The sequence below is a fragment of the Rummeliibacillus sp. JY-2-4R genome (assembly GCF_053847205.1).
Genome location: NZ_CM132623.1, coordinates 1025020 through 1040482 on the forward strand (window position 1 = coordinate 1025020; position 15463 = coordinate 1040482).

Annotated in this window: 13 protein-coding genes; all 13 read left to right on the forward strand. The window is 35.8% G+C overall.

Annotated features, from left to right (window positions below):
• The first annotated feature begins 112 nt into the window (after positions 1 to 112).
• The 13 genes from tsf (at position 113) to ACWV26_RS04845 (ending at position 15461) form a co-directional block, all read left to right on the forward strand.
• Positions 113 to 1000: a translation elongation factor Ts gene (gene tsf, locus ACWV26_RS04785; RefSeq protein ID WP_455897232.1), complete on the forward strand. Its 888-nt coding sequence runs from the start codon at positions 113 to 115 to the stop codon at positions 998 to 1000.
• 90 nt (positions 1001 to 1090) lie between these two features.
• On the forward strand, positions 1091 to 1813 hold the full coding sequence (gene pyrH / locus ACWV26_RS04790) for a UMP kinase (RefSeq protein ID WP_455897233.1): 723 nt from the start codon (positions 1091 to 1093) through the stop codon (positions 1811 to 1813).
• A gap of 2 nt (positions 1814 to 1815) precedes the next feature.
• The gene (gene frr, locus ACWV26_RS04795; RefSeq protein WP_455897234.1) at positions 1816 to 2373 is read left to right on the forward strand and encodes a ribosome recycling factor; all 558 of its coding nucleotides are present in this window, start codon (positions 1816 to 1818) and stop codon (positions 2371 to 2373) included.
• Positions 2374 to 2749: 376 nt separating this feature from the next.
• Positions 2750 to 3535: an isoprenyl transferase gene (locus ACWV26_RS04800; RefSeq protein WP_455897235.1), complete on the forward strand. Its 786-nt coding sequence runs from the start codon at positions 2750 to 2752 to the stop codon at positions 3533 to 3535.
• A 7-nt stretch (positions 3536 to 3542) separates the two neighbouring features.
• Complete coding sequence (locus tag ACWV26_RS04805; protein ID WP_455897236.1) at positions 3543 to 4337, forward strand: phosphatidate cytidylyltransferase; 795 nt, start codon at positions 3543 to 3545, stop codon at positions 4335 to 4337.
• Positions 4338 to 4351: 14 nt separating this feature from the next.
• Entirely contained in the window at positions 4352 to 5497 is a 1146-nt protein-coding gene (dxr, locus tag ACWV26_RS04810; RefSeq protein ID WP_455897237.1) for a 1-deoxy-D-xylulose-5-phosphate reductoisomerase, read from the forward strand.
• Between the two features lie 43 nt (positions 5498 to 5540).
• On the forward strand, positions 5541 to 6800 hold the full coding sequence (gene rseP / locus ACWV26_RS04815) for an RIP metalloprotease RseP (protein WP_455897238.1): 1260 nt from the start codon (positions 5541 to 5543) through the stop codon (positions 6798 to 6800).
• A gap of 40 nt (positions 6801 to 6840) precedes the next feature.
• Complete coding sequence (locus tag ACWV26_RS04820; RefSeq protein ID WP_455897239.1) at positions 6841 to 8547, forward strand: proline--tRNA ligase; 1707 nt, start codon at positions 6841 to 6843, stop codon at positions 8545 to 8547.
• Positions 8548 to 8683: 136 nt separating this feature from the next.
• The gene (locus ACWV26_RS04825) at positions 8684 to 13021 is read left to right on the forward strand and encodes a PolC-type DNA polymerase III (protein WP_455897240.1); all 4338 of its coding nucleotides are present in this window, start codon (positions 8684 to 8686) and stop codon (positions 13019 to 13021) included.
• 130 nt (positions 13022 to 13151) lie between these two features.
• On the forward strand, positions 13152 to 13634 hold the full coding sequence (rimP, locus tag ACWV26_RS04830; protein WP_455897241.1) for a ribosome maturation factor RimP: 483 nt from the start codon (positions 13152 to 13154) through the stop codon (positions 13632 to 13634).
• 19 nt (positions 13635 to 13653) lie between these two features.
• Positions 13654 to 14802, forward strand: coding sequence for a transcription termination factor NusA (nusA, locus tag ACWV26_RS04835; RefSeq protein WP_455897242.1), 1149 nt, complete (start codon positions 13654 to 13656; stop codon positions 14800 to 14802).
• Between the two features lie 72 nt (positions 14803 to 14874).
• A complete protein-coding gene (gene rnpM / locus ACWV26_RS04840; protein WP_455897243.1) occupies positions 14875 to 15153 on the forward strand; it encodes an RNase P modulator RnpM in 279 nt (92 codons plus the stop codon).
• Positions 15150 to 15461 (forward strand): YlxQ family RNA-binding protein, encoded by a 312-nt coding sequence (locus ACWV26_RS04845; protein ID WP_455897244.1) that lies wholly within the window; start codon positions 15150 to 15152, stop codon positions 15459 to 15461. The genes rnpM and ACWV26_RS04845 overlap by 4 nt, the downstream gene beginning before the upstream one ends.
• Positions 15462 to 15463: the final 2 nt, after the last annotated feature.

Below are 15463 nucleotides of genomic sequence, written 5' to 3' on the forward strand. Positions count from 1 at the left end.
GATAAGCGGCTAAACCCTCTTATCACCTTTTTTTGAGAATAATAATAATAGTTCAAAGTCTATATATACGATGAACAAAAAATTAATATGAACTAATAGGGAGGAACTATCAATGGCAGAAGTAACTGCAAAAATGGTTAAAGAATTACGTGAAAAAACTGGTGCTGGAATGATGGATTGTAAAAAAGCATTAGTGAAAGTTGATGGAGACTTAGAAGCAGCAATCGATTTTCTTCGTGAAAAAGGTTTATCATCAGCTGCTAAAAAAGCAGACCGTGTAGCTGCAGAAGGTACAACTTACATTGAAGTAAAAGGTAACGATGCTGTACTTTTAGAAGTAAATGCTGAAACTGACTTCGTTGCTAAAAACGATGCTTTCAAAACTTTAGTAAAAGAATTAGCTGATCATTTATTAGCAGTTAAATCAGCATCAGTTGAAGAAGTTTTAGAAACTACTATGGATAATGGTGCAAAAGTTGCTGACCATATTTCATCAGCAATCGCTACAATCGGTGAAAAAATTACTCTTCGTCGTTTCACAGTAGCTACAAAAACTGATGCAGATGCATTCGGTGCTTACCTACACATGGGTGGACGTATTGGTGTATTAGCAGTAGTTGAAGGTACTACTAATGAAGAAGTAGCAAAAGACGTAGCAATGCATATCGCTGCATTAAATCCTAAATACATTTCTCATGACCAAGTTTCTGAAGAAGAAACTGCTCATGAACGCAAAGTATTAACTGAACAAGCTCTAAACGAAGGTAAACCAGAAAACATCGTTGCTAAAATGGTTGAAGGTCGTTTACGTAAATACTTCGAAGAAATCTGTGTTCTTGACCAAGCATTCGTTAAAAACCCAGATCAAAAAGTTGGCGACTTTGTTAAAGCTGCTGGCGGTACATTAACTTCTTTCGTACGTTATGAAGTTGGCGAAGGTATTGAAAAACGCGAAGACAACTTTGCTGAAGAAGTTATGAACCAAGTTAAAGGTAACTAATATTTAATTTTCGAATATTAATGATAAAAGTAGGGAGCACAGCTTATCGTGTTCCCTATTTTTCAAGAAAAAAGCATAATGGAGGTTCCAATGAGTATGCCACAGTACAAAAGAGTAGTCATTAAACTTAGTGGAGAAGCCCTTGCTGGAGAAGAAGGCTTTGGCTTATCACCTAAAATAGTTAAATCAGTAGCAGAACAAGTAAAAGAAGTTGTTGATCTAGGAGTAGAAGTTGCCCTTGTAGTTGGTGGCGGTAACATTTGGAGAGGCAAAATAGGCGCAGAAATGGGTATGGAACGAGCAAATGCAGATTATATGGGCATGTTAGCAACTGTTATGAACGCATTAGCCCTTCAAGATTCACTTGAAAATCTAGATGTTCCAACACGTGTTCAATCTTCAATTGTTATGACACAAGTTGCAGAACCGTATATTCGCAGAAAAGCAGTTCGTCACTTAGAGAAAAAACGTGTCGTTATTTTTGCAGCAGGTACAGGTAACCCTTACTTCTCTACAGATACAACAGCAGCGTTACGTGCAGCTGAAATTAATGCGGAAGTCATTTTAATGGCTAAAAACAACGTAGATGGTGTATACTCTGCAGATCCTAAAACAAATGCAGATGCAGTAAAATATGATAATCTAACATACTTAGAAGTAATTCAACAAGGGTTACAAGTAATGGATTCAACAGCATCCACTTTATGTATGGATAATGATATTCCATTAATCGTGTTCTCAATCACTGAAAATGGTAATATTAAACGTGCCGTTCTAGGCGAAACAATAGGAACAGTTGTTAGGAGGAATTAATAATGTCTAAAGAAGTTATGTCAAAAGCTGAAGAAAAAATGACTAAATCAATTCAAAGTTTTACGCGATCATTAGCAACAATTCGTGCTGGACGTGCAAATGCTTCACTACTTGATCATGTCAGTGTTGATTACTATGGTGCTCCAACACCAATTAACCAATTAGCAGGGGTTTCAGTACCTGAAGCTCGCCTTCTAGTTATTCAACCTTATGATAAAACAATACTTGGAGATATTGAAAAAGCATTGTTGAAATCTGACATCGGAATTACTCCAACAAATGATGGTAACGTAATCCGTTTAACAATTCCTGCATTAACAGAAGAACGTCGTAAAGAATTAGTTAAACAAGTTAAAAAAGAAGCTGAAGAAGCAAAGGTTATAGTTCGTAACGTTCGTCGTGATGCAAATGATGATTTGAAGAAATCTGAAAAAGCAGGAGAAATTACTGAAGACGATTTACGTGGTTTCTCAGATGATATTCAAAAACTTACAGATGCAAATATTGTTAAAATTGACCAAATTGCAAAAGAAAAAGAAAACGAAATAATGTCTGTTTAATTTTATTTGCAAAAGATTAATTAGTTAAAAAGTCCTCTGGTTAATGAAGGTCACTGGAAATTATAAAAAAGTATTTTTTTTGAAGATTATGATTTGCTAATTTTGAAGCTAATCACATCAAATTACAGATCATTAGTTTAGTTAAATTTTGTACTTAATTAGTTTTCAGAGACTAGGTTTTTTTCAATAGGAAGGAAAGTCCAAAATCTTAATTAACATAGGATTAGCGAAATGATTATTTAGAACCTTGTGTTATTTAAGGCGTCCTTTAATTACAGGGACGTCTTTTTTTGTTAAGATTAAGGAAATAAATTTGTATTTTTGATATGATAAATAGAGTATACGTTCCGATTTGTAAGTTAGTGGAGGATTCTAAATGTTAAACAAACTCTTATGGGGAAAATCAGATAAACAGCATCAAGATTTTCAGGAACGAATTTCAGAGATTTCTAATGAGGAAGTACCAACCCATATTGCCATAATAATGGATGGCAACGGTAGATGGGCAAAAAAAAGGTCGTTACCTCGTATTGCTGGTCATCATGAAGGAATGAAAAATGTTCGTAAAATTACACGAGCTGCCAATTCCATTGGTGTAAAAGTAGTTACGTTATATGCTTTTTCAACTGAAAACTGGAAACGTCCAAGAAAAGAAGTAGAATTTTTGATGCGGTTACCTGAAGAATTTTTAGGTTCATTTTTGCCAGAATTAATGGAACTAAATATTCGTATCGAAATGATTGGTGATATGAAAGCATTGCCTAGTTATACACAAAGTGCGGTACAAAAGGCAATGGAAAAAACAAAAGATAATACAGGAATGATTTTGAATTTTGCTTTGAATTATGGAAGTCGAACAGAAATAGTACAAGCTGTGCAACGAATTAGTCAACGAATTAAGGATGGTGAGTTAGATGTTTCAGATATAACGGAGGCTCATATTTCGTCTGAACTTCTAACTGCAAATTTACCAGAACCCGATTTATTGATACGCACAAGTGGAGAAATTCGATTAAGCAACTTTATGCTATGGCAACTTGCTTATACAGAGTTTTGGTTCACGGAGATCCTATGGCCAGACTTTGACGAACTTGCCTTTTTTGATGCAATCAAAGACTATCAAAAACGCAATCGCAGGTATGGAGGATTGAAAGGAGAATAAGGAAAGAGTGAAACAGCGCATTATTACGGCGATTATCGCAGCTTTGCTGTTTATACCATTCGTCATCTATGGTGAATTACCATTCACCATTTTGGTTTATATAATGGCAACGATTGGGTTATTTGAAATATTGAAAATGCGAGGCATATCGCTTTTCTCAATTCCTGGAATTGTCACACTTTTAGCTTTGTTTATCGTATTGATGCCAAAGGATTGGGCAGATTATATTAAAAATGTGACATCCTATTCGAACATTGAATACTTGTTTATTGCTGCAATCATTCTGTTAATTTATACAGTTATTGTTAAAAACAAATTTACATTTGATGATGTAGGCTTTTTACTTGCAAGTGCGCTATATGTAGGGATTGGTTTTCATTTCTTTATAACAACACGTTCAGAAGGACTAGCATATGTTATATATGCATTAGTTATTGTCTGGACGACCGATTCAGGAGCATACTTCATCGGAAGAAAATTAGGCAAAAATAAACTATGGCCAGAAATCTCACCAAATAAAACAGTAGAAGGTTTTTTGGGAGGAATTATTGTTGCTGTTATATCAGCAATAATTTTCCAGTTATTCGCGAAGCTTGATATTACTTATGTAGTACTAATCCTAGTCTCTATCGTAGCTTCTATTTTTGGTCAATTGGGTGATTTAGTGGAATCAGCTATAAAACGTCATTATGGTGTAAAGGATTCAGGTAAAATTTTACCCGGGCATGGTGGAATACTAGATCGATTTGATAGTCTATTATTCGTTCTACCTTTGCTTTACTTCTTGCACTTTGTAGGATAAGGGGATCTTAAAAAATGAAATCAATTAGTTTATTGGGAGCAACAGGTTCTATTGGATTGCAAACATTAGATATTGTAAGAGAACATTCAAATGAGTTTGAAATTGTAGCATTTGCAGCGGGAAAAAATATGGAGAAGGCAAAAGAAATTATTCATGAATTCAAACCAAGATTAGTATCGGTTCAATATGAAGAGGATGCTTTAATACTTTCAAAAGAGTTTCCTCATATAGACTTTACTTTTGGAGCAAAAGGTTTAGTTGATGTAGCTACTTTTTCAGATGCTAGCGTACTTTTAAATGCAGTACTAGGTAGTATTGGACTTGAAGCTACATTGGCAGCAATTCGTGAAAAAAAAGCGATTGCAATTGCAAATAAGGAAACACTTGTAACTGCTGGACACTTAGTAATGAGTGAGGCAAAAAAATATGGAGCACCTATTTTACCTGTTGATAGTGAACATTCAGCTCTTTGGCAGTCTATGCAAGGAGAAAATCGTAACTCCATTTCACGATTAATACTTACTGCATCAGGAGGTAGCTTCCGAGATCGCTCCCGCGCTGAATTAGAAAATGTAACAGTTAAAGAGGCTTTAAAGCATCCCAACTGGTCAATGGGAGCAAAAATTACCATTGATTCGGCAACTTTGATGAACAAAGGCTTAGAAGTAATAGAAGCAGCAGTTTTATATAATATGCCATATGATAAAATTGATGTTTTAATTCATCGAGAAAGTATTATTCACTCAATGGTTGAATATCATGATACAAGTATAATGGCTCAACTTGGTACACCGGATATGCGCACACCTATTCAATATGCATTGAGTTATCCTGAGAGATTACCACGATCTCAAGCTGAGAAACTAGACTTAGCCAAAATCGGCCAATTGCATTTTGAAAATGTAGATTTAAAACGTTTCCGTTGTTTGGACTTCGCATATCAAGCAGGACGCACAGGTGGAACGATTTTAACAGTCATGAATGCTGCAAATGAAGCTGCTGTCGGTGCATTTTTGCAAGAAAAAATTAAGTTTCTTGAAATTGAGGACATTATCGAAAAAATGATGAATGAACACGTTAACATTCATCATCCGGATTTAGAAACTATTTTACATGTTGACAAAGAAACGAGAAAAACAGTTCAAACCATGCTAAAATAGCAGTAGTAGTGATTTTACACAAGTTGAAAAAAGGTGGGATACCATGCAATCAATCATTGCATTCATCGTAGTATTCGGTTCCATCGTTTTTTTCCATGAACTTGGTCACTTCATCTTTGCAAAACGTTCTGGAATATTAGTGCGTGAATTTGCAATTGGCTTTGGTCCTAAAATTTTAGGAATCAATAAAGGTGAAACTTTGTATACAGTTCGCTTATTGCCAATGGGTGGATATGTCCGCATGGCAGGAGACGATGCAGATGTGGTTGAACTTCAACCAGGGTATCGAATTGGAATGCTATTGAACGATCGAAACGAAGTAACAAAAATCGTTTTAAATCAAAACAAGCAATTGCCTGACATGTTATTTTTAGAAGTTGAGAAGGCTGACCTTCAAAAAGAACTATGGGTTGAAGGTTATGATGAAGATGAAAATCTTGTACGTTACAATATTGCACGCAATGCAGTTATTGAAGAAAATGGTAGCGATTTGATTATTGCGCCATATGATCGTCAATTTAATTCTAAATCATTGGGTAAACGTGCAATGACTATTTTTGCAGGCCCATTATTTAACTTTATTCTATCTATATTAGTTTTCATTGCGATTGCTTTCATGACTGGTGTACCAACTTACGAACCAGTTATAACTGGTGTTGTAAATGATAGTCCTGCAGCTACTGCTGGAATGGAAAAAGGTGATTTGGTTACAGCGATTGATGGCAAATCAATTAAAACTTGGCAAGAACTATCAGAAGCAATTCAAAATCACCCTGAACAAGAATTAACATTAGATGTTACACGGAATGGTGAGCATCAAACATTGAAAGTAACACCAACGAAAAAGACTATTGATGGACAAACAATGGGGCAAATAGGTGTACAGTATCAAAGTCCAGTAGAAAAAAGTCCACTAAAAGCAATTGCTTTTGGTTTTACAGAGACATATCATTGGATTGTTAAAATCTTTGAAATACTTGGAAGTTTAATTACAGGTGGATTTACAATTAATGCGTTATCTGGTCCTGTAGGAATTTACAAAGCAACTGAAGAAGTAGCAAAATACGGTGCTATTAATGTAATGAACTGGGCTGCTGTCTTAAGTATCAACTTAGGTATTATGAATTTACTTCCTTTACCAGCATTAGATGGAGGACGTTTATTATTCTTCGGTTTTGAAGCAGTACGAGGAAAACCAGTTGACCGTCAAAAAGAGGGTATGGTTCATTTCGTAGGGATCGTTTTACTAATGATTCTCATGATTGCAGTAACATGGAATGATATACAACGATTCTTCTTCTAATATAGAATCTAACTAAATAGCTCAAAGTGAGGTTTTTTTGATGAAACAAAGTAATACATTTATCCCAACTTTGCGCGAAATACCTGCTGATGCAGACGCTAAGTCTCATCAGCTCTTATTGCGTGCAGGTTTTATTAGACAAAATACAAGTGGTGTTTATTCGTACTTACCATTAGGCATAAAAGTACTTCAAAAAATTGAACAAATTGTTCGGGAGGAAATGGATGCAGCTGGGGCAGTTGAGCTCTTAATGCCTTCTTTACAACAAGCTGAATTATGGCAAGAATCAGGCCGTTGGGAAGCTTATGGTCCAGAATTAATGCGTTTAACAGACCGTCATGACCGTCAATTCGCATTAGGACCAACACATGAAGAAGTAATAACTTCACTAGTGCGAGATGAAGTGAAATCTTATAAAAAATTGCCATTAACTTTATATCAAATTCAAACTAAATTCCGAGATGAAAAACGTCCACGCTTTGGATTACTACGCGGAAGAGAATTTATTATGAAAGATGCGTATTCGTTCCATGCAAACTATGAAAGTTTAGATGAAACATATCAAGCAATGGTACAAGCTTATACAAATATTTTCACACGCTTAGGCTTGAAATTCCGTGCTGTTATTGCAGACTCTGGTTCAATCGGTGGTACAGATACACATGAATTTATGGTGTTGTCTGAAATCGGAGAGGATACAATTGCTTATTCAGATGAAACAGATTACGCAGCTAATATCGAAATGGCCGAAGTAAATGTTGAATACACTCATTCAGGTGAAGAAATGAAAGAGCTTGAAAAAGTTGCTACACCTGATCAAAAAACAATTGAAGAAGTAGCTACATTCCTAGATGTTACAAAAGAACAATGTATTAAAACATTAGTCTTCAATGTAGATGATGAATTGTTTGTTGTACTAGCACGTGGTGATCATGAAGTAAATGATATTAAATTAAAACATGCACTTAATGCTGAGTCTGTTGAATTAGCAGAAGAAGATGCTATTTTCGAATTATTAAATTGCCATGTAGGGTCACTAGGACCAGTAAAACTACCAGTTAACGTGAAAGTAATTGCAGACAATGCGATTAAATCAATCCGCAATGGTGTTTGTGGGGCAAATGAGGATGGCTATCATTATATAAATGTAAATCCAGGAAGAGATTTTGCTATAGACCGTTTTGAAGATTTACGCTTTGTTAAAGAGGGAGATCCAACACCAGATGGTTCAGGCACTATTAAATTTGCTGAAGGTATCGAAGTTGGACATGTCTTCAAATTAGGAACAAAATACAGTGATGCAATGAAGGCAACATTCTTAGACGAAAATGGTCGTACACAACCATTTATAATGGGTTGCTATGGTATAGGTGTTTCTCGTGTAATGGCTGCAGTTGCAGAACAATTCCAAGATAGTTATGGTTTTGTTTGGCCAAAACAAGTTGCACCATATGATATTCATTTAATCTCAGTTAATGAAAAAGACGAAGTACAAAAAGGCCTTACTGAAGACCTTTACAAATTACTTCAATCTTATCGTTATGATGTTTTATACGATGATCGAAAAGAACGAGCAGGAGTTAAGTTTGCTGATGCAGATTTAATTGGTTTACCAGTACGTGTTACTGTTGGTAAAAAGGCAGCAGAAGGAATTGTAGAAGTAAAATTCCGCCAAACTGGTGAAACATTTGAATGGGCAAAAGAAGAACTAGTTGACCGTTTAAATAATTTCTTTCACGCAGAATAATTAACTAGAGTAATGAGTCGTTTTAGGGGAGGAAGTACATTTGTACTTTCTTTTCTTTATTTTGGAGATGTCTGTTTGTTAATTCTATATGAAAAATATACAATGATTATAATTTTTAAAGAAAGTAGGTGGGAAGATGACAAACGAAGAACAAAATTCAAAATTAAAATTCCAGCTTCTTTTACAGCAGATTAAGATGACAGAAGATGTATTTATGCCATTTTTTGAAGAAGCTGAAATGACACGTATGACAGTGCATAAAAAAGACCGAGTTTGGCGCTTTTCATTGAAATTGCATAATATTTTACCATATCGAGTTTTTCAAGACTTTAAAATGCGTTTAGATACAGCTTTCTCACAAATAGCGAATGTTTTTATTGATATAGAAGTCGAACACCCCCAATTATCTCAAGAATTAATTTCAGATTATTGGTTGAAAATTGTTGAAGAAATTGATGAGATGTCACCTCCAATAAGGGAATGTTTAGCACAGCAATCACCTGAATGGAACGGACAAAAGCTTTTGCTATATTGTCTACAAGAATTTCAAGTCTCAACATGCAAAAATAAGTATGCAGAAGCTATATCAGAAGCATATATGCATCATGGGTTCCCACATATGGCAATTGATTTTCACTTAAAAGAAATAACAGAAGATCTCGTAGAACAACAACAAGCATTTCTTGAACAACGTCGTAAAGAAGAAGCTGATTTTGCGAAGAAGGCAGTCATGGATATGCAAAAACGAGAAAAGGAAAAACAAGAGAACCCCGATATGGCAGATATTGCGGATAGACCTTTCCAATTGGGAATTCCTATTAAACCGGGCGAACCTATCATGGAAATTCATCAAATCCAAGATGAAGAACGACGCATTATAATAGAAGGTTTTGTATTTGATGTAGAAGTTAAAGAGTTACGGAGTGGCAGATCATTATTAACCATTAAACTAACAGACTACACTGACTCGATTTTAGTAAAAATGTTCTCTCGTGATAAAGAAGATGCTGCTCTTATGCAAATGGCGAAAAAAGGCATGTGGTTAAAAGTACGAGGTTCCGTGCAAAACGATACCTTTGTACGGGATTTAATTGTTATGGCTCAAGATATAGTAGAGATAAAACCAATTGTACGTGTTGATAAGGCACCCGAAGGCGAAAAACGCGTTGAATTGCATTTGCATACACCAATGAGCCAAATGGATGCTGTTTCATCAGTAGATGCACTAGTTGGACAGGCAGCAAAATGGGGTCATCCAGCTATTGCCATAACAGATCATGCAGTAGTTCAATCATTCCCAGATGCTTATAATGCAGGTAAAAAATATGGCATTAAAATTATTTATGGTATTGAAGCAAACTTAGTTAATGATGGAGTTCCTATAGCGTATGATGACCAACACCGATTGCTAGAAGATGATACATTTGTTGTATTTGACGTTGAAACGACCGGATTATCTGCAGCATATGACACAATTATTGAACTAGCAGCAGTCAAGATCAAGGGTGGAGAAGTAATTGATACTTTTGAAAGTTTTGCTAATCCTCATCACCCGTTATCAGCAACAACAATTGAATTAACGAGTATTACGGATGATATGGTAAAAGATGCACCTGAAGTTGTCGACATGATTGCAAAATTCCACGAGTTTATAGATGATGCAATCGTTGTAGCACATAATGCAACATTCGACGTAGGATTCCTTTATGAAGCATACAAACAAGCTGGCATCGATGACTTCCATCACCCAGTAATTGATACTTTAGAGCTTGCCCGTTTCTTACATCCTGAGATGAAAAATCATCGATTGAATACATTATGTAAAAAATTCGGCATTGATTTAACACAACATCACCGTGCAATCTATGATACAGAGGCTACAGGTTTTCTATTATTGCATTTACTTAAAGAGGCTGACCAACATGATATAAAGTATCATGATGATTTTAATAAGCATATTGGTGGAGGAGATTCCTTCAAACGAGCGCGACCAACCCACTGTACAATATTAGCTGTTGATAATGATGGGTTAAAAAACCTCTTTAAACTTGTAAGTGAATCCCATGTTCAAACATTCTACAGAGTGCCCCGTATTAAACGTTCTTCATTACAAAAATACCGTCAAGGTTTACTAGTGGGATCGGCTTGTGATAAGGGAGAATTTTTCACAGCGGTTATGCAAAAGTCAATGGACGAAGCAATGGAAGTTGCGAAGTTTTATGATTATTTAGAGGTGCATCCAAAAGCTGTTTATGCCCCATTAATTGAGGCAGAATTAATTCGTGATGAATGGAATTTAGAAGATATTATTCGAAAAATAGTGAAAATCGGAAAAAAATTAAATAAACCAGTAGTAGCAACAGGAAATGTACATTATTTAAGTGAGAATGATTCGATTTTCCGTAAAATATTACTACGCTCTCAAGGTGGAGCCAATCCCTTAAACCGTTATGAATTACCAAAAGTTCATTTGCGTACGACAGATGAAATGTTGCAAGATTTTGCGTTTTTAGGGGAAGATATAGCAAAAGAGATTGTAGTGACGAACTCACAGAAAATTGCGGATTCGATTGGCGATGTTGTGCCGGTAAAAGATAAATTGTATACTCCTCGGATACAAGGGGCAGAAGAGAACGTTCGTGAAATGAGTTATAACATGGCCCATAAAATTTACGGTCCAGATCTTCCAGAATTAGTAGAAGCAAGGCTAGAAAAAGAATTAGGTTCAATCATTGGTCATGGTTTCTCCGTTATTTATCTAATTGCACATAAGCTCGTTAAAAAATCATTAAGCGATGGATATTTAGTAGGTTCACGTGGATCTGTAGGTTCTTCTTTTGTTGCTACCATGATGGAGATTACAGAAGTGAACGCATTGCCTCCACATTATATTTGCCCAAATTGCCAGCATGTAGAATTCTTTAATGATGGTTCAGTAGGCTCAGGTTTCGATTTACCAAACAAAGATTGCCCTGAATGTGGTACTCACTATAAAAAAGACGGTCATGATATTCCATTTGAAACCTTCTTAGGTTTTAAGGGTGATAAAGTCCCCGATATCGATTTAAACTTTAGTGGTAGTTATCAACCACGAGCTCATAACTATACGAAAGTATTGTTTGGTGAAGATTATGCTTATCGGGCAGGAACAATTGGTACAGTTGCAGAGAAAACAGCTTATGGATATGTAAGAGGGTATGCAACTGATAATAATTTAAATTTCCGTGGAGCAGAAGTAGATCGTTTAGTACAAGGCTGTACGGGAGTAAAAAGAACAACAGGTCAGCACCCAGGTGGGATTATTGTAGTACCAGATTATATGGATATATTTGATTTCTCACCGTTCCAATATCCAGCTGATGCACAAGATGCTGAGTGGCGCACAACACACTTCGATTTCCACTCTATTCATGATAATGTGTTGAAACTAGATATTCTTGGACACGATGATCCGACAGTTATTCGTATGCTACTTGATTTGACAGGAATTGATCCAAAGACGATTCCAACAGATGACCCTGAAGTAATGAGAATCTTCACAGGTCCAGAGTCACTTGGTGTAACAGCCGAACAAATTAACTGTAAAACAGGTACACTCGGGATTCCGGAGTTTGGAACTAAATTTGTACGACAAATGTTAGAAGAAACAAAACCATCAACATTCTCTGAGCTCGTTCAAATTTCAGGATTATCACATGGTACTGATGTATGGTTAGGTAATGCAAGTGAATTAATTGAAAATGGTACTTGCGTGTTATCAGAAGTTATTGGTTGTCGTGATGATATTATGGTTTATTTGATTTATCAAGGTCTAGAACCTTCTTTAGCATTTAAAATAATGGAACATGTGCGAAAAGGGAAAGGGCTAACTGAAGAAATGGAAGCTGCTATGAGAAAAGAGAGTGTACCTGAATGGTATATCGACTCATGTAAAAAGATAAAATATATGTTCCCTAAAGCTCACGCGGCTGCATATGTATTAATGGCTGTTCGTATCGCATACTTTAAAGTACATTTCCCAATTGTATATTACTGTGCTTATTTTACTGTGCGTGCAGACGATTTTGATCTAATCGCTATGGTAAATGGTTCGCAAATGATACGAGCACATATTGAAGAAATTGAAGCAAAAGGTTTAGATGCATCAACAAAAGAGAAAAGTTTACTAACTGTATTAGAATTAGCGCTTGAAATGTGTGAACGAGGCATGTCCTTCCAAAAAGTTGACTTGTATCGCTCAAAGGCAACAGAATTTGTAATTGATGGACAAAGTTTAATACCTCCATTTAATTCAATTCCTGGGCTAGGTAATAACGTAGCATATGCTATTGTAAAAGCTAGAGAAGAAGGTGAGTTTCTTTCTAAGGAAGATTTACAAATTCGAGGACGTGTTTCAAAAACGCTAATCGAGTATATGGATAAATTAGGATGCTTAGAAGGGATGCCAGATGCAAACCAATTATCTCTCTTCTAGGGCTTTGTTGCATTTGCTGCATGATTGTGTTACAATTTAGTCAATTATTTGTTGATAGTAAGGCAGCAAAAGAGTGGGATTTCCCGCTCTTTTCTGTTGTTATGACAACTATATATGTCAGGAGGATTGTATGAGCAAAGTTACAACTGAAGTAGAACAACTGGTGACGCCAATTGTTGAAAGTTTAAAACTTGAATTAGTTGAAGTGGAATTTATTAAAGAAGGCCGTGATTGGTTTCTACGCGTATATGTGGATACTCCTGAAGGAAACATTGATATTGAGCAATGTGCTCAAGTAAGTGAATTATTAAGCGTAAAACTGGACGAAGTAGATCCAATTGAACAAAATTATTTCCTTGAAGTATCCTCTCCGGGTGCAGAACGACCACTTAAAAAAGATGCAGACTTTGAAAAAGCAATAAATCAATTTGTGCATATTAAATCATATGAAGCGATTAATGGTATGAAAGAATTTGAAGGATATCTAAAATCGTACACAGACGAAGGACTTGAACTTGCTGTACAGATCAAAACAAGAAAAATTACAGTTCAAATACCGAAAGATAAAATTGCGAAAGCTCGTTTAGCAATTGATTTTTCAGCAGAACGTTAACTTTAGGAGTGAAATTACTATGAGTAAGGAATTAGTCGGTGCCCTAAGCGCACTTGAAGCGAAAGGTATCTCTAAAGAGGTAATTGTCGAAGCAATTGAGGCGGCACTTATTAATGCGTATAAAAAGAATTACAACCAAGCAGCAAATGTCCGAGTAGAACTTAACTTAGAACGAGGTACAATGAAATTATATTCTCGTAAAGATGTAGTTGATGAAGTTGAAGATGAACGCTTACAAATTTCATTAGCTGATGCACAAAGAATTAACCCAAATTATGAAATCGGTGATATTGTAGAGGAAGAAGAAACACCTCGTAATTTTGGGCGTATTGCGGCAACTACTGCAAAACAAATCGTTACACAACGTTTCCGTGAAGCAGAACGTGGCATAATATACGAAGAATATGTAGACCGTGCGGATGATATTATTAATGGTGTCGTTGAACGTTTAGATGCACGTAATATTTATGTAGGTATCGGTAAAATTGAAGCCGTACTTCCACAAAACGAACAAATTCCAGGTGAAGTATATAAACCTCATGATCGTATTAAAGTCTATATTACAAAAGTCGAACGTACTTCTCGTGGACCTCAAGTATTCGTTTCTCGTACTCATCCTGGTCTATTACGCCGTCTATTTGAACTTGAAGTGCCTGAAATTTTCGAAGGTACTGTAGAAATTAAATCCATCGCCAGAGAAGCTGGAGATCGTTCAAAAATCTCAGTTTTAGCACACAATGAAGAGGTAGATCCAGTTGGTGCATGTGTTGGTGCTAAAGGCGCACGCGTTCAAGCAATTGTTAACGAATTACATGATGAAAAAATTGATATCGTTGAATGGTCTGAAGATCCAGTTGTTTTCGTAGCAAATGCTTTAAGTCCTTCACAAGTATTAGACGTTCAAGTTAATGAAGAAGAAAAATCTACAACAGTTGTAGTACCTGATTACCAATTATCATTAGCAATTGGTAAACGTGGTCAAAATGCTCGATTAGCAGCAAAACTTACTGGCTGGAAAATCGATATTAAAAGCGAAACAGACGCGAGAGAAATTGGAATTTATCCTCGTCCGGAAGTACAAACAGATGTCTATGAAGATGTTTTAGTAGAATCTGCAAGTGTTGATGAAGAAATCGAAGTCGATTTATATAAAGACGACGAAGAATAAGAGTAGATTGTATTAGTAGTGAATTCATTTCAAACTAATTGACTTTCGAACCAAGAAGAAAGGTGAGTTCTAATGCCAATCAATCGTAAAGTGCCTTTAAGAAAATGCATCGCTACAGGCGAAATGCTTCCTAAGAAAGAAATGATTCGTGTCGTCCGTACTAAAGAAGGGGAAGTCACTGTTGACCTAACAGGTAAGAAATCTGGCCGTGGTGCATATGTTTCTAAATCAGAAGCAGCGATCAAAACAGCTAAGGAAAAAAACGTGTTTGAACGTCAACTTGAAGTGAAAATTCCTGATCAAGTATATGATGATTTATATGCAATAGTACGGAAGGAACCAACTTCATGAATCCAGAACAAGAAATATATAATTTATTAGGTTTAGCCACTCGAGCTCGTAAAGTAGTTACTGGAGAGGAACAAGTAATTAAAGAAGTTCGAGGACAAAAAGCAAAACTTGTGATTTTATCAACCGACGCTTCAAAAAATACACGAAAAAAAATGCAAGATAAATGTAATTCTTTTAACGTTGAGCTACATGAATTTGCGACAAGAGATATTCTTGGACACGCTATTGGTAGGGAGGCGAGAGTTTCCGTAGCTATTATGGACAGTGGTTTTGCTAAAAAGCTGTCACAGCTACTCAACGAAATCTAACC